The following is a 16212-nucleotide window of genomic DNA, read 5'->3' on the forward strand; positions in this document are numbered from 1 at the left end:
TGGAAGCTCCCATGTCCTGGCTGCCCGATTACGCCGAACTGCATTGCCTGTCGAACTTCAGCTTCCAGCGCGGGGCTTCGCATCCGCAGGAACTGGTGCAGCGCGCGCAGGAACTGGGCTACACGGCCCTCGCGATCACCGACGAATGCTCGGTGGCCGGCGTCGTGCGCGCGCATGCCGAGGCGAAGAAGCTGGGGCTGAAACTGATCCTCGGTTCGGAATTCGCGCTCGACGGCTTTCGCCTCGTCGCGCTCGCGCGCAACGTGCGCGGCTGGGGCAACCTGTGCGAATTCATCACCGCTGCGCGCATGCAGGCGGACAAGGGCGAATACCTCTGCGCGCGAGGCCACAGCGATTTCTCCCTGCTGCAGGAGTGCGAGATCCTGCTTGCCCCCGAACACGGCCTGCCACTCGAAGACCTGTGCGAGCGCATCGAATGGGCCCAGCGCCTGTTCGGTCCGGCGGCCTGGCTGGCCGGCGAACTGCTGCTCGATGGCGACGACGAACTCTGGCAGCAGACCCTGCAGCAGGCCAGCGACCGCACCGGCATCGAAGTGGTGGCCACCGGCGACGTGCACATGCACGCGCGCTCGCGCAAGCCCCTGCAGGACGTGATCACCGCCGTGCGCGTGGGCAAGCCGGTGCCCGGATGCGGCTTCGCGCTGCATCCCAATGCGGAGCGCCACCTGCGCCACCGCATGCGCCTGGCCACGCTCTATCCGCCCGAATGGCTGGAGCACACGATCACGGTGGCGGACCGCTGCGGCTTCAGCCTGGAGGAGATCAAGTACCAGTACCCGCTGGAGACGGTGCCCGCCGGACTCACCCCGCGCCAGGCGTTGCGCCGCTTCACGATCGAGGGCGCGCGCCAGCGTTATCCGCGCGGCGTGCCCTGGCGCGTGCGCAAGCAACTCCTGCGCGAACTGGACCTGATCTCCGACTGCGCCTACGAGATGTACTTCCTCACGGTGCACGACATCGTGCGCTACGCGCGCTCGCAGCGCATCCTGTGCCAGGGCCGCGGCTCGGCGGCCAATTCCGCCGTCTGCTACTGCCTCGGCATCACGGCGGTCGACCCGGCCCGCTCCGACCTGCTGTTCGAGCGCTTCATCAGCCGCGAGCGCAAGGAGCCGCCCGACATCGACGTCGACTTCGAGCACGAGCGCCGCGAGGAGGTGATCCAGTACATCTACGGCAAGTACGGCCGCGAGCGCTCCGCCATCGCCGCCGTGGTGGCGACCTACCGCACGCGCAGCGCGATCCGCGACGTGGGCAAGGCGCTCGGCGTGCCCGATGCGCTGGTCGACGCCTTCGCCAAGGACCACTTCTGGTTCGACGAGCGCGGGCTGCGCGTGGGCAAGCTGGTCGAACTGGCGGTGCACCTGGGCGTGCAGGTGGCGGACAAGACGCTGGCCTTGTGGATGGAGCTTTCCGAGGAGCTGATGGGATTCCCCCGCCACCTGTCGCAGCACGTGGGCGGCTTCGTGCTCACGCAGGGCAAGCTCACGCGGCTGGTGCCGGTGGAGAACGCGGCGATGGCCGACCGCTCGGTGATCCAGTGGGACAAGGACGACCTCGACGAGATGGGGCTGCTGAAGGTCGACGTGCTGGCGCTGGGCATGCTCACGGCGATCCGCCGCTGCCTCGATTTCGTGGGCCAGCGCCGCGGCCAGCCCTTCGGGCTGACCGACATCCCCGACAAGGACGAGGCCACCTACGCCATGATCTGCCGCGCCGACACGGTGGGCGTGTTCCAGATCGAGAGCCGGGCGCAGATGTCGATGCTGCCGCGGCTGAAGCCCCAGGTGTTCTACGACCTGGTGATCGAGGTCGCGATCGTGCGGCCGGGGCCGATCCAGGGCGGCATGATCCACCCCTATCTCAAGGCGCGCGAGCGGCTGCGCCAAGGCGAGGCGGTGCGCTTCGAAAGCGAGGCGCTGCGTCCGGCGCTGGAGCGCACGCTGGGCATCCCGATCTTCCAGGAGCAGGTGATGCAGATATCGATGATCGCCGCCGGCTTCTCCGCCGACGAGGCCGACCAGTTGCGGCGTTCGATGGCCGCGTGGAAGCGCAGCGGCGGCGTCCACAAGTTCGAGGACCGCCTGATCCAGGGCATGCTGAAGAACGGCTACCGCAAGGAATTCGCCGAGGCCATCTTCAAGCAGATCCTCGGCTTCGGCGAATACGGCTTCCCCGAAAGCCATGCCTACAGCTTCGCGCTGCTCGCCTATGCCAGCAGCTGGCTCAAGTGCCACGAGCCCGAAGCCTTCCTGGCCGCGATGCTCAACTCGCAGCCCATGGGCTTCTATGCACCCGCGCAGTTGATCCAGGACGCGCAGCGGCACCAGGTGAAGGTGCTGCCGCCGGATGTTTCGTTCTCGGATTGGGATTGCACGTTGGCGGCAGATAGCAAATTGGGGTCAGATTCCAATTTCTCTTCGGAGAAATTGGAATCTGACCCCAATTTGCGGGACCCCCACTTGCGCCCGCGCGTCCGCCTCGGCCTGCGCATGGTCGGCTCCCTCAGCGAGGCTGGAGGACAGCGCATCGTCGAAGCGCGCGCCGAACGCCCCTTCGCCAGCGTCGAAGACCTCGCCCTGCGCGCGCAGCTCGATCTGAAGGACCTCAACGCGCTGGCCGCCGCCGACGCGCTGCAGTCCCTCGCGGGCCATCGCCGCCAGCAGGTGTGGGAAGCCTCGGCGCAGCAGAAGGCCCCCGGCATGCTGCGCGCAGCGCCCGTCAACGAGCAGCAGCTGCTCCTGCCCGCAGCGAGGGAAGGCGAGGAGATCTTCTTCGACTACAGCGCAATGGGATTCACGCTGCGGCGCCATCCCGTGGCCTTGCTGCGATCGCGCCTCCAACGCATGAAGCTGCTCACGGCGCAGCAACTCGAGCAGCTGCCGCACAACCGCCGCGCCGGCGCCTGCGGCATCGTCACCGTGCGCCAGCAGCCGCAGACGGCCAACGGCACCATCTTCGTCACCCTCGAGGACGAGACCGGCCCGGTGAACGTGATCGTGTGGAAGCACGTGCGCGAGCAGCAGCGCGATGCGCTCCTGCATTCCAGGTTGATGGCGGTGCGGGGCGTGTGGCAGCGCGACGTGGACAGCGGCGGGCAGGTGAAGCACCTGATCGCCGAACAGCTCGAGGACCTCACGCCGCTGCTCGGGCGCCTGGGCCGCGGCGGCACGGCCTCGCGCGATTTCCACTGACGAAAAAAAACCCGGTGCCGCGGCACCGGGTCGCCCTCACGAAGCTCCTGCCTTTACGGCCGGCCGACGCTCAGGTTGTACAGGTGGGTCGAGGCGGGCGCCGAGTTGACCGACAGCACCACGTTCGTACCGGGCAGCGGCATCTGGTACACGCCCAGGACCGTGGAGGTCTGCGCGCGATAGCGCAGGCCCGGCAGCGGTGCGTTGTACACGACCGTGTCCTCGCGCCCGTCGCTGGCGCGTTTGCGCACGACGCTCGAAGACGCCGTGTCCACGCTCAGGATGGTGTTGCTGTCGGCCACGATGGTCGCGTTGTTCTGGCCCGGCGCCGCATTGAGCGGGCGCGCCAGGGTCACGTCCCAGTACTTCGAGAGGGTTCCCGCCGCGGGCAGCTGCTGCGGGTTCGGCTTGAACAGGACCAGGACGGTTTGCTCCACCGCCGGATCGGTGGAACCGACCTCGTTCGTGGTGCCGAACAAGGTCAGCGAGCCGCTGGGAGAGCGGTAGCCCCAGAAGCTGGCGGCCACGCTGGTGCCCGCCATCAGGTTCACGCCGCCGTCGTCGCGCGTCGCCACCTTCAGGTTGGTGGTGTCGGGCGTGCAGGTCGACCAGGTGCTGGCGCCGAACGGGTAGTCGCACGGCACGGCGGTGCCGTTGGCCGCGATGTCCACCTTGCCCGGCGAGTGCACCAGGCCTTCACCAGGGATGAAGCCACCCTGGTGGAAGGTCCAGCTGCCGGTGATCTCGGCCAGCGTGTGCGATTGCACCGGGAACACGTACGCGATGTTGTTGCGGTTCGCGGTGAGGTTCAGGATGCGCGCTGCACCGACGCCGCTGGCGCCCATGGCGAAATCGAGCTGCACGTCGGCCGTGCCGTTGTTGCCGGCCACCTGGAACGCGCAAGCCTTGGCCGGGTCCACCGTGATGTCCAGGCCGGCGCCGGTGCTGCCCGGGCGCGTGATCTTCATCGTCCTGAAGTTCAGGTTGCGCACGTAGCTGGAGCCGAAGTACTCCACGATCCGGTAGTTGCCGCCCAGGACCGCGGGGCAGCCGGGCAGGCTGCCGGCGTCCACCGAAGCCATCGCGTCCTGCAGGCCGCTGGTGCTGCCGCTGGCCGATGCGGTGGCGACCTGCGTCACGAGCTGCGGCAGCGCTTCCGGAGCGACCTTGTCACCCAGCTGGTCCAGCAGCTTGTCGTAGGCGTTGCCCTGTGCCGGCGCGCCGGACGTGGCGGCCACGAGCGGCGCCTTGAACGGGTCGATGCTGCCGAAGTCCAGGCCCGTGGCGTCCTTCAGCGTGGCCAGCACCGTGGTGGTGGCGGCCGAGAGCTTGTCGGCGGTGATCTGCGTCGCGCTCGTCGCGCCGAAATTCGCGAACACCTGCGTCGGCAGGCCGCCGGTGAGCTGCGCCACCACGATCTCCGTCAGCGGCGTGACGTTGGCCACGGCGCTGGTCTTGTTGGTCGTCGCATCGCTGCTGCCCGCTTCCGTCACCGAGTGCAGCGTCACTTGAACGCCCGCCGCGCTCCCCGTCACACGGATGATGCAGGGGAGCGCGCCGCCCACGAGGCTGACGCTGTACGCACCACTCGCGCTGGTGGTGGCGGTGCCGTTCCCCGCCGCGCACTTCACCTGCACGTCGGCACCCGCCAGCGCCAGGCCCGTCGCCGCGGTGCCCGACACCTGCAGGCTGGCCGCGGGGGGCGTGGGCGTTGCGGGCGCGGCGACTTCGTCGTCGCCGCCGCCGCCGCCGCAGCCTGCCATCAGCAAGGCCACGGCCCCGGCGGCCATGGTCTTCGAGAGTGAATTGAAATTCATGCTTCGTGGAAATGGGTGTGTTTGCGAACTTCCGTCCTCGGGAGCGAGGCCGATGCCTTGATTTGCATCAAGAAACATTTGACACAAATCGAGGCGAAGCATCGCGGAAGACCACGCAGGGCGGCCATTCCTCGTTTGGGGAACATCTCCACGTTTCGTGCACAAAGGCACACGCCATGTAACGAGAAACGTTTCAATCACCTAAGGAGCGGGCCCGCTGCGACGCCGGGGGCCGGCAGGGCGGGCCGGGCTGCCGGGCTACGCGAGCGCTGCGTTGTGCGGCAGGTGCAGCAGCAGCCGCACGAGTTCGGGCTGCCGGTTCGTCGCGGTCTTCTGGTAGATGGCGCGCAACTGCTTGCGCACCGTGTCGTGCTGCGTGCCCTGCACCTGCGCAATCTGCTTGAGCGACAGGCCTTCGGCCAGCAGCGTGGCGATGCGCGCCTCCGCCGGGGTGAGGCCGAACACCGCGTACAGCAGGTTGCCGTCGATGGCGGGGGCCGATTGCGGATGGTAGAAGAGCAGCATCACCACCGGCCGCAGGCCGAAGGTGCCCATCGCGCCCTGCGGCGACAGCACCGTGAAGAACGCATAGACGGATTCGTCCTGCCCCGGTTGCGCCACCCGCAGCGAGTGGAAGTCGCCTGCGAGCGCGGCACCCGCGGCGTCGTGTGCATCCGCCGCCTTCAGCGACTGCTCCATGGCCGCGCAGCGGCGCAGCAGCTCCTGCAGGTGCGGCTCGGGCAGTCGCAGCAGGCCGTCTTCCACGCTCACGAGCCGGGTGGTGCGCAGCAGCTCCTGCGCGGCATCGTTGGTGTGGACCACCTCGCCTTCGGGGCTGGCCAGGATCACCGGCTGGCGCAGCTTGTTCACCAGCAGGTGCCCGACCAGCGCCTGGGTGGAGTAGATGAAGTTGCGCAGGCCGATGCGGACGGCGCGCCGCAGGTGCGGCATGAGGCGATCGAGGAAGGCCACCGTCCCCGGGGGCAGGGGGCCTTCGGCTGCGCCGCGGTGGATGGAGAAGATGATGGCCGCCTCCGGCGTGTCCACCAGCGTGCAGGCGCTCAGATAGCGGCGGTCGTAGGGCAGCAGCAGTTCCTGGTACAGCGGCAGCGTGTCGACCATCTCCTGCGGCACTTCCTCGTGGCAGTGGGTCCACTCGCCGACCGGCTTGCCCAGGATCATCGGCAGGCGCGGGTCGTCGAGCCGGTAGCGCTGCATGTAGGCCAGCTCGCCCTCGACCGGCAGGTTCGCGCCATCGCTGTACGAGAGCGTGGCGTGGCGCCGGTCGATGCCCAGCACGTGGATCGACTTGACGCCGAGCGCGGAGCGCATCGCCTCGTACACCCCGTGCCAGCGGGTCGGGTGTTCGGCGGCGTCGTAGATCAGGTCGAGGAGGCGGTGGAGAGACGACTCGGACAGGTCCATCGCAAGGTCTTCACTGCATTCTTCGCGTTGCATGGGCGCCGCCGGCCTTCCCGGGGCGCCGAGGGAGTGTAGCGGCGGGGAAGCAGGAACATGCTCGTGGGACCGGCGATACGGTGAGGGTTTTCCCGGCGGAAAGCCGTCGCGCTGGTCAGGCTCGGACGCATGCCTTCCTGGGGCCGTGGCTTCACGCGGGGTCGGCCCGCTTCACCCGGCGACGCGTGCCAAGTAGCATGCGCGCATGAGTGCCACTGCCCAGATCCGAAGGCTCACGCGCTACAACGCCTGGGCGAACGCACGGCTGTTCCAGGCTGTCTCCGAACTGCCGGAGGGCGCGGCCACCGCCGCGCGCCCCACGTTGTTCGGCAACATGGTGCACACGCTGAACCACTCCTTCGTCGTCGACCGCATCTGGCAGGCGCACCTCGAAGGGCGGCCGCACGGCTACACCGCGCTGAACACGAAGGAAACCCCCGGGTTCGCGGAACTGCGCCAGGCCCAGGCCGAGATGGACCAGTGGTACGTGAAGTATGCGGACACACTGCCGCAAGACGCGCACGACGAGGCGGTCGCGTTCCGCTTCGTCGACGGCGGCGCAGGCACCATGAGCCGCGCGGACATCCTGCTGCACGTGGTGAACCACAAGACCTACCACCGCGGCTGGGTGGCCGACATGTTCTTCCAGGCCGGGGTGCGGCCGCCCGCCACGGACCTGCCGGTGTTCCTGCGCGAAGCGGGCTGACGGCCCGAACGGAAAGTCCGGACCCGCGCGGCGCGCTACGCCGACCAGACCCTCAGCGCCGCCAGCTTCGCGCGGTACGCCGCGACGACGGCGCGCGGGTGGTGGAACCCGAAGGTGAGGAGGGCGCGCCACGCATTCTTCGTTCGCATCGCGACGAAGGATCGCGCGTCGATCTCGCACTGCACCTGGAGCCGGTCGTCCACGCGCAGACCGTTCCAGGTGAGCATGAACAGCCGCGCCTCGTACCATGCGCGCGCGGGCACGGACAGCAGCCACGCCAGCACGATGGCCGCGAGGTACACCAGGTCGGCCTGCGTCTGGGGCAGGTCGGCGAGGGAGCCGAAGAGCGCCTGCCGCAGGAGCAGCACGGGAGCGACCGCCGTCACGAGCACCGCCGCGCCGGTGACGAGCCACAGGCGCAGGTAGGTCGCGAAGGTCGCCTCCCACACGACCAGGGAACCGCCCACGCGCGTGTGCGTCAGGCGCAGGCGCAGGTAGTTGAAGCCCTGGCGTGCGAGCAGCGGGAACGCGATGGCCGCTGCTGCGGCGGAAACCGCGAGCCAGCGCAGGTCGAGGTCACCGAGTTCCGGTGCGTCGTCCGGGACGAGCGGCTGCGCGATGGCCCACGCGGCGCCCAGCAGCAGCAGCGGCCAGCTTTGCAGGTAGACCTCTCGCCACTGCGGCTTGAACCAGGGCTGCAGCTGGCGCCACCGCACCGAACGCACTCGCCTCGACGCGACGATGCCCCAGAGGTAGGGAATGAGCAGCACACCGTACACGATCACGATGGGCATGGTCGGCCCGAGCTCGAACGCGTTGGCCAGGCGCAGCCCGATGAAACCGAACACCAGCAGGATCGCGCGCCAGCGCGTGCGCGTGGCAGGCACGTGGATCAGGGGCGTGTCGTCGATGCTGGTATGCGCGGCCAGGTATGCGGCCGTGTGGCGCCGCGCGATGGGGGTGTAGAGCCCGCCGAGGACGATGTTGATCAGGAGGTCCCGGCTGCCGTGGCGGCGCAGGTCTTCCGGGCTGCCGGTGAAGGTGAGGGGCAGGGGACGCATCGAAGAAGAAAAGGCTTGCGCCCGAAGCTGGCCAGTAGGATCGATGAGGGCGCGTTCGTTGCGGCGTGCTCGGCGCGCGCACGGAACGATCGCACCACCGTCGCCGGGACGGGAGACCGCAGGCGGTCTCCGCGAAATACGGCATTTTGCTCGATCGCAGTGGGGGGAAGAGAATGTCGGGCCGTGGCGCTTTACGGATCGAGCCAGCAGCATGATCGGCGCGGTGGCTCTCGCGAGGGCGGGCGAGGGGGCCAGCGCGCCACTCGCGAAGGGGCTGGTCAGCCGCGCTCGCCGCGACGGACGCTTTGGAGCGCGAGAGCGCGAGGCCGCACCGGGTTCAGCGCCCGGAAGGGGCCTGGCTCCTACGGCGCCAGGACGCTCAGCACGGCGGACTCCAGTCCTCCGGCGACTCCGACACCGCGATCCATCTTGGCCCGCACGATGCCCTGCGCGTCCAGCACGACGGCTGTCGGATAGACGAAGACGCGTCCGAAGGCGCCCACTTCGCGCAGGCCGTCCGGACACTTGCCGGGCGGGCAGAGATCCTGCCTCGCCATGGCGATCCTCATCCCCGTCTGGGCGGCCTCCTCCTGCTTTGCGGCGCGCAGCCGGTTGTCATCCATGCTCACGAACACGACCTGCAGGCCGCGATGCGCGTATTTCTGCAGCACACGCAGCACGGTGGGGCGGCCGCGTTCGATGCAGGGCAGGCACCAGTCAGCACCGAAATACACCACCGTGGGCTTGCCCTTGAGGGCGGCGAAGTCCACGGGCGTGCCATCCACGTATTCGATGCGGTCCATAGCCTCCGGCGCCGCCCCGAGTTCAGGCTTGAATGCATGGGCGCTCAGCGCAAGCGCACACAGGGCGAAAGTGACGAGAATGGATCGGAACACGGGAAGCTCTCCTCGGAGGCAGGAAACGCAAGGACTCCGGCGCCATGCGGAGATCGAGACACTGCGAAGGGGCAGAGTATCCAGGAGGGAGCGCGGTGCACCATGCCCCATCTGGGGAGGGGCGCCCACCCGCCCCGGATCCGTGTGCAGAAATTCGGTGCCGGTGCGGCAGGTGCAACAGCAGACGGATCAGCCCCCGCAGCGGCCGACCGCAGCGGAGCCGAATTCGAGCCGACGACGACGGTGGGCGCCGGTCTCGGGGCCGGAATGTCGTCGACAGTCGGCTGATCCGCTAGAATCCGACGCTGGGCCGCGGGCGTCGTTCAATGGTAGGACCTGAGCTTCCCAAGCTCAAGACGTGGGTTCGATTCCCATCGCCCGCTCCATCGCTCAGTCTGAGGCGTCTCCGTTCGGCGCGCGGTGGCGCTCCGGGGTCCGGTTTTCATGGGACCCACGGACGATTCCCGCCGTGCGCGGGAATGACGGAGAGGTGAGAGGCGTCGTCGTCGTCGCTTTGACGGTTCCCATTCACCGCCGCGCCGCCTCCAGCTGCTTCCGCCGCGCCTCCCCCTGCCGCTCGAACATCCAGCCCGGATACTCCGCCGGCAGCTTGCTCACCGCGTCCAGCCGCTCCAGGTCCCCTGCCTCCAGCCGCACCTCGGTGGCGCCGATGTTGTCGGCCAGCTGCTCCGGCCGCTTGGCACCGACGATCACGCTGGTCACCTGCGGCTGGTGCAGCAGCCAGGCCAGCGCCACCTGCGGCACCGTGCAGCCGCGCGCCTGCGCGATCTCTCGCATCACGTCGACCACATCCCACGCGCGGTCCTTGTTCACCGGCGGGAAGTCGAAGGCCGTGCGGCGGCTGCCTTCCTCGGCCTGCTGGTCGCGCCCGTACTTGCCGCTCAGGAGACCGCCCGCCAGGGGACTCCACACCATCAGCCCCACCCCCTCGCTGCGCAGCATCGGGATCAGCTCGCGTTCCAGGTCGCGGCCCGCGATCGTGTAGTAGGCCTGCAGCGACTCGAAGCGGGCGAGCCCCAGCCGCTCCGAGATGCCGAGCGCCTTCACGATCTGCCATGCCGCCCAGTTGGAGACCCCGACATAGCGCACGTGCCCGTGCCGCACCAGCTGGTCCAGCGCGCGCACCGTTTCCTCGATCGGTGTGGTCGGATCGAAACCGTGGACCTGGTACAGGTCGATGTGTTCGAGCTGCAGGCGCTTCAGGCTCGCCTTCACGCCGTCGAGGACGTGGCTGCGCGTGTTGCCGCGCATGTTGGTGCCGGGCCCGGTCTCGCCGAACACCTTGGTGGCGACCACCACCTGGTCGCGCGCCACCTTCAGGTTGCGCAGCGCCTGCCCGGTGATCTGCTCGGACATGCCGCCCGCATACACGTCGGCGGTGTCGATGAAGTTGATGCCGGCGTCGAGCGCCTGGCCCACCAGCCGCTCCGCATCCGACTGCTGCAGCTTGCCGATGGGCCCCACATGCCTTCGCTGCCGCCGAAGGTCATGGTGCCGAGGCAGAGCTCGGAGACGAACAGGCCGGTGCGGCCCAAGGGGACGTGGCGCATGCGGGGGCTCCTCTCTTGCGAAGCAGCGATTGTGCGGCGACCCGTGCGGGATTGCGCAGGATCAAACAATGCGGCGCGCGGCGCGCAGTGTGTCAGCAAACGTACATGCGGCGCTGCCCGGCCGCCCTACAGTAAGCCGCATGAAGAAGATGGGGTCGGCGGCCCCGCGCGAGGTCGCGGGCATCGATGCATGGGAGGTGCCGGGCCTCATCGGCGCGGAGCTCGCGCACCACGTCACGCCGGCGCTGCAGGTCGTGCAGCGGCTCAAGGCCGCGGGCCTGATGACGCATTCCGAGGCACGCGCCTTCACCGAGGCGGCGGAGCACCTGCAGCGCATCGCGCTCACCAGCCAGCAGATCACGCGCCTGGCCCACGGCCGCCTGCGCCAGTCGCACGAGCGCCTGGATGTGGCCGAAGTGGTGCGCCACGTGCTGGCCGAAAACGACGCGCGCTATCAGCGGCAGGGCATCGCCATCGAATCCCATCTGCATCCGATAGCCGTGATTTCGGATGCGGGGCTGCTGGTCAGCCTGTGCGAGATCGCGCTCGAATGCGCCGCCTGCGACGGCGAGCGGCTGCAGGTGTGGCTGGCGATGCAGCACTGGCCCGAGCATGCGCTGCTCACGATCCGCTCGCGACCGCATTTCCGGGACGGCCGCGAGATCGAGGCCTCGCACTCGCTGCAATGGATCCACCTGTGCCGCCTGGCCGACGCCACGGGCGTGAAGGTGCGCCGCACCAGCGAAACCGAGTTCGTGCAGATCACGGTCGAATTCCCGCGCACGGTGAAGGAGATGGCCGGCCTCACGGCCATGGAGGTGGACGGCGGCGCGGACCACGTGGCGGATTCGTCTTCGCTGGCCGGCCACCACGTGCTGCTCGTCACGCGCGACCACGCCACGGCGTGGGAGCTGGACCTGGTCTGCCGCAAGATGCGGCTCGTGCTCGACGTGGTGCAGGACTGCTCGCAGGCGGTGCGCTTCTGCGAGCTGGAGCTGCCGGACATGATCGTGCTGGACGAGGCCTCGCGCGACAGCGCCTTCGAGGACCTGCGCCAGCACGTGCTGCGCGAGAACATCAACTTCCCGTGCCTGGAGATCGTGGAGGCCGCCAACGTGGTGGAGCTGGGCACCTGGCACGATGGCGCAACGAGCCGCGTGAGCCGGTCGGAGCTGCGGCCGCAGCTGCAGGCCTTGCTGGCGATGGAGCTCGCCAAGGTTTTCTGAGCTGCTGTCGCGCTGGCGCGCAAGCTGGACGGCGTCCTACACAGGTGGCTGAGCCCGATGGCTAGCATCGTCGCTTTCGGAGAAGACGCCACGATGCCCACCCAGCAGAACCCCAGCCGTTCCGCCCGCAAGGAACGCATCGACCTCAGCTACGACTACGCCGTCTGCGCCTGGGCGCGGCACTTCAACGTGAGCGAACGGCACGTGAAGGAAGCCGTGGCCGCGGTGGGGGACGATGCCGAGAAGGTGCGGGCCCATCTGAAGGCCGTGCGTTCGTCGGAGAGGCCCTCGGCCTGACCCCGCATGGCTCCCTCCCCCTCTGGGGGAGGCTGGGGTGGGGGCGCTCCCCCGCGCGCATGTTGCGCACGAGCGCCCCCCTCCCAGCCTCCCCCCAGAGGGGGGAGGAGCAAGTCACGTGGCCACCCCGAACACCTGCCGCAAATACGCCAGGAACGTCTCGTCCGTCGCCAGCGTCTTCCCCGGCGCATCCGACAGCTTCGCCACCGGCTGGCCGTTCACTTCCACCAGCTTCATCACGATGTTCAGCGGCTGCAGGCCGACGTCGTTGGTCAGATGGGTGCCGATGCCGAAGCCCAGGTTCACCCGGTCGCCGAAGTGCCGGTAGAGGGACAGCGCCTTCTCCACGTCCAGGCTGTCCGAGTACACGAGCCGCTTGCCGTGCGCGTCGATGCGCAGCCGCGCGTAATGGGCCAGGGCCTTCTCGCCCCAGGCCACCGGGTCGCCCGAGTCGTGCCGCAGGCCGTCGAACAGCTTGGCGAAGTACAGGTCGAAGTCGGTGAGGAAGGCGTCCATGCCCACCGTGTCGGTGAGCGCGATGCCGAGGTCGCCCCGGTACTCCTGCACCCACTCCTCCAGGGCCCCGCGCTGGAAATCGCGCAGGCGCACGCCGGTGGCCTGGAAGGTCTGCAGGTACTCGTGCCCCATGGTGCCGATGGGCGTGATGCCGCAGTCGCGCGCCAGCAGCACGTTGGACGTGCCCTTGAAGTACTCCGGCAGTTCGCGCGCCAGCGTGGCCACCACCTCCGCCTGCCACGCGCGCGCATAGCGGCGCCGCACGCCGAAGTCGAAGAACTCGAAGGGGTGCGCCAGGGCGGGCTGCAGTGAGAAGGCGCGCAGCCGGTCGATCTTCGCCTGCAGCCGCCGGCGCCCTTCCGCGAAGGCCGCGTCGCGGTCGAAGCGGCGGAAGTACAGCTCGTTGACGATCGCCAGCACGAAGATCTCGAAGCCCATCACGTGCACCTGCGGCCCTTGCGCCTCGATGCGCAGGTGCTCGCCTTCGGTCCAGGCCCGGATGAAGTCGCGCTGGAAATGGAAGATGCGCAGGAAGTCGACGAAGTCGCTCCGGATGAAGCGCAGCCCCGCGAGGTACGCGAGTTCGTCCCGCGCGAAGAACCGGCGGCACAGGTCGTCGAGCTGCGCATTCACTTCCTCGCACAGTTCGGCCAGCGGGTACGCGGGGGTGTTGCGCAGCACGAAGCGGTAGCGCGCCTGCGTCTGCGGGTGCCGATGCAGCATCGGCTGCCACATCGTGAACTTGTAGAGATCGGTGTCCAGCAGGCTGCGGACGACGGGCTCGGTCTGCATCGGGGGAGGGTAAGGAAAAAGGAGCCCGCGTGGGGCTCCTTTTTCTGCTGCGGTGCGCGGTGAAGGGTCAGCCGCCTTCCGCGTCGTGGCGCTTGTCGGCGGGCACCGGGCCGCCGGGCATGCCGCCGCCTTGCGGATAGCCGCCGGTGGGCCACTGGGCGCGCTCGGCTTCCATCTTCTCGCGCGCCTGGTCGCCCATGTTGTCGGCCACCTGCACGATCTTGCCCTTGTTCTCCTGCGCCTTGGCGTACCACTTGCGCAGGATCTCGCCGGCCGTTTCGCGGCCGCCCAGGCCGAAGGCCAGGCCCATGCCGAGGGCGATCGCACCCACCACCGCCATGAACAGCGTGTTGACCAGTTCGGTGGCGATGCCCAGCTGGTTCACCGCGACGACGATCGCGAAGGCCCACACGATGATCGCGGAGGTCTTGGCGAGGAAGTCCGTGTTGGACAGGCCCGCTTCGCTGGCCGCGCCGCGCACCAGGTTGCTCAGGGCGCGGGCCGCGAGGCCGCCGATCACCAGCACCACCATCGCGACGATCACGTTCGGCAGCCACAGCAGCAGCTGGCGCAGGACCTCGGACACGGCGGGCAGGCCCAGCGCGTCGAAGGCGACCACCAGTGCGATCAGGCGCACGAACCACTTGACGACGAGGCCGATCATGCCGGCGGCATCGGTGTTCATGCCCATGCGCTGCACGAAGTCGGCCAGGCCGGCTCGCTCGGCGAAGTGGTTGAAGCGGATGGTGCGCAGGATCGCGGCCAGGCCGCGCTCGATCAGCGAGGCGATGAACCAGCCTGCGATGAGGATCAGCGCGAAGCCGATGATCTTCGGGATCGCCGAGAACAGCAGCGCCATGGCTGCTGCGAGCGACGTGAACATGGCGTCGCTCCAGTGGGTGACTGCGGTGGGCATGGACGGATCTCCTGTGGCGGATGGTGTTAACTACCGCACACTTTCACCCGTGGCGTGCGCCGTCCAAGTCGGCCGCCGTCAGAGCCGGTTGTAGGAGCGCTTTACAAAGGCGGAGGGCGGTGTCTGTCATGACGCCCTGCGTCCCGTAGGCTGGAGGTGAGCCGCGAAGCGCGAACCCCAGCGATGCGGTGGAACCGCTGGGGTTCGGCCTGCGGCGCTCACCGCCAGCCTACGACATCCATCACTTCAGCACGTCACCGAGGCACAGGTACTTCATCTCCACGTACTCATCGATGCCGTGGCTCGACCCTTCGCGGCCCAGGCCCGACTGCTTCACCCCGCCGAAGGGTACGTGCTCGGTGGAGATGACCCCGGTGTTGATGCCCACCATGCCGTATTCCAGCGCCTCGCCCACCCGGAAGATGCGGCCCACGTCGCGGCTGTAGAAGTAGCTGGCGAGTCCGAATTCGGTGTTGTTGGCCGCGGCGATCGCTTCCTGCTCGGTCTTGAACCTGAACACGGGCGCCAGCGGGCCGAAGGTCTCCTCGCGCGCGCAGAGCATGTCGCCCGTCGCGCCGGAGATCACCGTCGGCTCGAAGAACTGGCCCTGCAGCCGGCTGCCGCCGGTGACGATCTGCGCCCCCTTGGCCTTCGCGTCGTCCAGGTGCTGCTGCACCTTCTGCACGGCGGCCGGCTCGATCAGCGGGCCCTGCACCACGCCTTCCTCGAAGCCGTTGCCCACCTTCATCGTCCTGACCTTCGCGGCGAACTTCTGCACGAAGGCGTCGTACACGCCTTCCTGCACGTAGATCCGGTTGGCGCAGACGCAGGTCTGGCCGGCGTTGCGGTACTTGCTGGCGATCGCACCTTCGACGGCCGAATCGATGTCGGCATCGTCGAACACGATGAAGGGCGCGTTGCCGCCCAGCTCGAGCGAGAGCTTCTTGATGCTGGGCGCGCTCTGGGCCATGAGGATGCGGCCCACTTCGGTGGAACCGGTGAAGCTGATGTGGCGCACGATGTCGCTGGCGCAGAACACCTTGCCGATGGCGATGCTGTTGGCGCCGTCGGCCGGCAGCAGGTTCAGCACGCCGGGCGGCATGCCGGCGCGCATCGCCAGTTCGGCCGCGGCCAGCGCCGTGAGCGGCGTCAGTTCGGCCGGCTTGATCACCACCGGGCAGCCGGCGGCCAGCGCCGGCGCCACCTTGCGCGTGATCATCGCCAGCGGGAAGTTCCAGGGCGTGATGGCCGCGCAGACGCCGATGGGCTGGCGGATCACCAGCAGGCGGCGGTTGTTGTCGAACTGCGGCAGGGTCTCGCCGTTGACGCGCTTGGCCTCCTCGGCGAACCACTCGACGAAGCTGGCGCCGTAGGCCACTTCGCCCTTCGCCTCGGCCAAGGGCTTGCCCTGTTCGGCGGTCATCAGGCGGCCCAGGTCTTCCTGGTTGGCCATCAGCAGCTCGTACCACTTGCGCAGGATCGCGCTGCGCTCCTTGGCCGTCCTGTTGCGCCACGCCGGCCAGGCGCGATTGGCGGCAGCGATGGCCTGTTCGGCTTCGCGTCCGCCGAGGTTGGCGACGTCCGCGAGCTTCAGGCCGGTGGCGGGATCGTGCACGTCGAAGCGCGACGTGCCGTGCACCCATTCGCCATCGATCAGGGCGTCGGTCTTGAGGAGGCTGGGGTCCTTCAGCAGGGCGAGGGGGGAGGTCTTCATGTCCATGCGCTGTTCTCCTGGTCTTTGCAA

At 68.7% G+C, this 16212-nt stretch carries 11 protein-coding genes, 1 tRNA gene and 1 pseudogene; 5 read left to right on the forward strand and 8 right to left on the reverse strand.

Going from position 1 to position 16212, the window contains the following annotated elements:
• Window positions 1–11 precede the first annotated feature (11 nt).
• Entirely contained in the window at window positions 12–3212 is a 3201-nt protein-coding gene (locus tag JI746_RS12115; RefSeq protein ID WP_201689766.1) for an error-prone DNA polymerase, read from the forward strand.
• 53 nt (window positions 3213–3265) lie between these two features.
• Here the strand turns inward: JI746_RS12115 and JI746_RS12120 are convergent, their stop codons facing one another.
• On the reverse strand, window positions 3266–5029 hold the full coding sequence (locus JI746_RS12120; RefSeq protein WP_201689768.1) for a hypothetical protein: 1764 nt from the start codon (window positions 5027–5029) through the stop codon (window positions 3266–3268).
• A gap of 258 nt (window positions 5030–5287) precedes the next feature.
• The gene (locus JI746_RS12125) at window positions 5288–6454 is read right to left on the reverse strand and encodes a helix-turn-helix transcriptional regulator (protein ID WP_236599777.1); all 1167 of its coding nucleotides are present in this window, start codon (window positions 6452–6454) and stop codon (window positions 5288–5290) included.
• Between the two features lie 238 nt (window positions 6455–6692).
• Here JI746_RS12125 and JI746_RS12130 point away from each other — a divergent pair, with 238 nt between their 5' ends.
• Window positions 6693–7193, forward strand: a complete 501-nt coding sequence (locus JI746_RS12130) for a DinB family protein (RefSeq protein WP_201689772.1) — start codon at window positions 6693–6695, stop codon at window positions 7191–7193.
• A 35-nt stretch (window positions 7194–7228) separates the two neighbouring features.
• Here JI746_RS12130 and JI746_RS12135 read toward each other — a convergent pair whose 3' ends face one another.
• The gene (locus JI746_RS12135) at window positions 7229–8254 is read right to left on the reverse strand and encodes a DUF898 family protein (protein ID WP_201689774.1); all 1026 of its coding nucleotides are present in this window, start codon (window positions 8252–8254) and stop codon (window positions 7229–7231) included.
• A gap of 362 nt (window positions 8255–8616) precedes the next feature.
• On the reverse strand, window positions 8617–9150 hold the full coding sequence (locus JI746_RS12140; RefSeq protein ID WP_201689776.1) for a TlpA family protein disulfide reductase: 534 nt from the start codon (window positions 9148–9150) through the stop codon (window positions 8617–8619).
• Window positions 9151–9462: 312 nt separating this feature from the next.
• On the opposite strand from JI746_RS12140, the gene JI746_RS12145 reads away from it, so the two are divergent.
• A tRNA-Gly gene (locus tag JI746_RS12145) sits at window positions 9463–9536 on the forward strand.
• Window positions 9537–9678: 142 nt separating this feature from the next.
• Here JI746_RS12145 and JI746_RS12150 read toward each other — a convergent pair.
• Window positions 9679–10721, reverse strand: a pseudogene (locus tag JI746_RS12150) (aldo/keto reductase).
• Window positions 10722–10861: 140 nt separating this feature from the next.
• Between JI746_RS12150 and JI746_RS12155 the strand changes: the two are divergent.
• Entirely contained in the window at window positions 10862–11947 is a 1086-nt protein-coding gene (locus tag JI746_RS12155) for a hypothetical protein (RefSeq protein ID WP_201689778.1), read from the forward strand.
• 93 nt (window positions 11948–12040) lie between these two features.
• Window positions 12041–12244: a DUF3606 domain-containing protein gene (locus tag JI746_RS12160; protein WP_201690015.1), complete on the forward strand. Its 204-nt coding sequence runs from the start codon at window positions 12041–12043 to the stop codon at window positions 12242–12244.
• Between the two features lie 114 nt (window positions 12245–12358).
• Here JI746_RS12160 and pncB read toward each other — a convergent pair whose 3' ends face one another.
• The 3 genes from pncB to JI746_RS12175 form a co-directional block, all read right to left on the reverse strand.
• On the reverse strand, window positions 12359–13552 hold the full coding sequence (pncB, locus tag JI746_RS12165) for a nicotinate phosphoribosyltransferase (protein ID WP_201689780.1): 1194 nt from the start codon (window positions 13550–13552) through the stop codon (window positions 12359–12361).
• A gap of 67 nt (window positions 13553–13619) precedes the next feature.
• A complete protein-coding gene (locus tag JI746_RS12170; protein ID WP_201689782.1) occupies window positions 13620–14468 on the reverse strand; it encodes a mechanosensitive ion channel family protein in 849 nt (282 codons plus the stop codon).
• Window positions 14469–14709: 241 nt separating this feature from the next.
• On the reverse strand, window positions 14710–16188 hold the full coding sequence (locus tag JI746_RS12175) for an NAD-dependent succinate-semialdehyde dehydrogenase (RefSeq protein WP_201689784.1): 1479 nt from the start codon (window positions 16186–16188) through the stop codon (window positions 14710–14712).
• Between the last annotated feature and the right edge of the window lie 24 nt (window positions 16189–16212).

The organism is Ramlibacter alkalitolerans, assembly GCF_016722765.1.
In the GTDB taxonomy this organism is placed as follows: Bacteria; Pseudomonadota; Gammaproteobacteria; order Burkholderiales; family Burkholderiaceae_C; genus Ramlibacter; species Ramlibacter alkalitolerans.

Bases quoted from the DNA above. Each gene is read 5' to 3' on its own strand.
- JI746_RS12115 (WP_201689766.1), top strand. From the start codon at position 12: ATGTCCTGGCTGCCCGATTACGCCGAACTGCATTGCCTGTCGAACTTC.
- JI746_RS12125 (WP_236599777.1), bottom strand. From the start codon at position 6,454: ATGGACCTGTCCGAGTCGTCTCTCCACCGCCTCCTCGACCTGATCTAC.
- JI746_RS12135 (WP_201689774.1), bottom strand. From the start codon at position 8,254: ATGCGTCCCCTGCCCCTCACCTTCACCGGCAGCCCGGAAGACCTGCGC.
- JI746_RS12130 (WP_201689772.1), top strand. From the start codon at position 6,693: ATGAGTGCCACTGCCCAGATCCGAAGGCTCACGCGCTACAACGCCTGG.
- JI746_RS12155 (WP_201689778.1), top strand. From the start codon at position 10,862: ATGAAGAAGATGGGGTCGGCGGCCCCGCGCGAGGTCGCGGGCATCGAT.
- JI746_RS12160 (WP_201690015.1), top strand. From the start codon at position 12,041: ATGCCCACCCAGCAGAACCCCAGCCGTTCCGCCCGCAAGGAACGCATC.
- JI746_RS12120 (WP_201689768.1), bottom strand. From the start codon at position 5,029: ATGAATTTCAATTCACTCTCGAAGACCATGGCCGCCGGGGCCGTGGCC.
- JI746_RS12170 (WP_201689782.1), bottom strand. From the start codon at position 14,468: ATGCCCACCGCAGTCACCCACTGGAGCGACGCCATGTTCACGTCGCTC.
- JI746_RS12175 (WP_201689784.1), bottom strand. From the start codon at position 16,188: ATGGACATGAAGACCTCCCCCCTCGCCCTGCTGAAGGACCCCAGCCTC.
- pncB (WP_201689780.1), bottom strand. From the start codon at position 13,552: ATGCAGACCGAGCCCGTCGTCCGCAGCCTGCTGGACACCGATCTCTAC.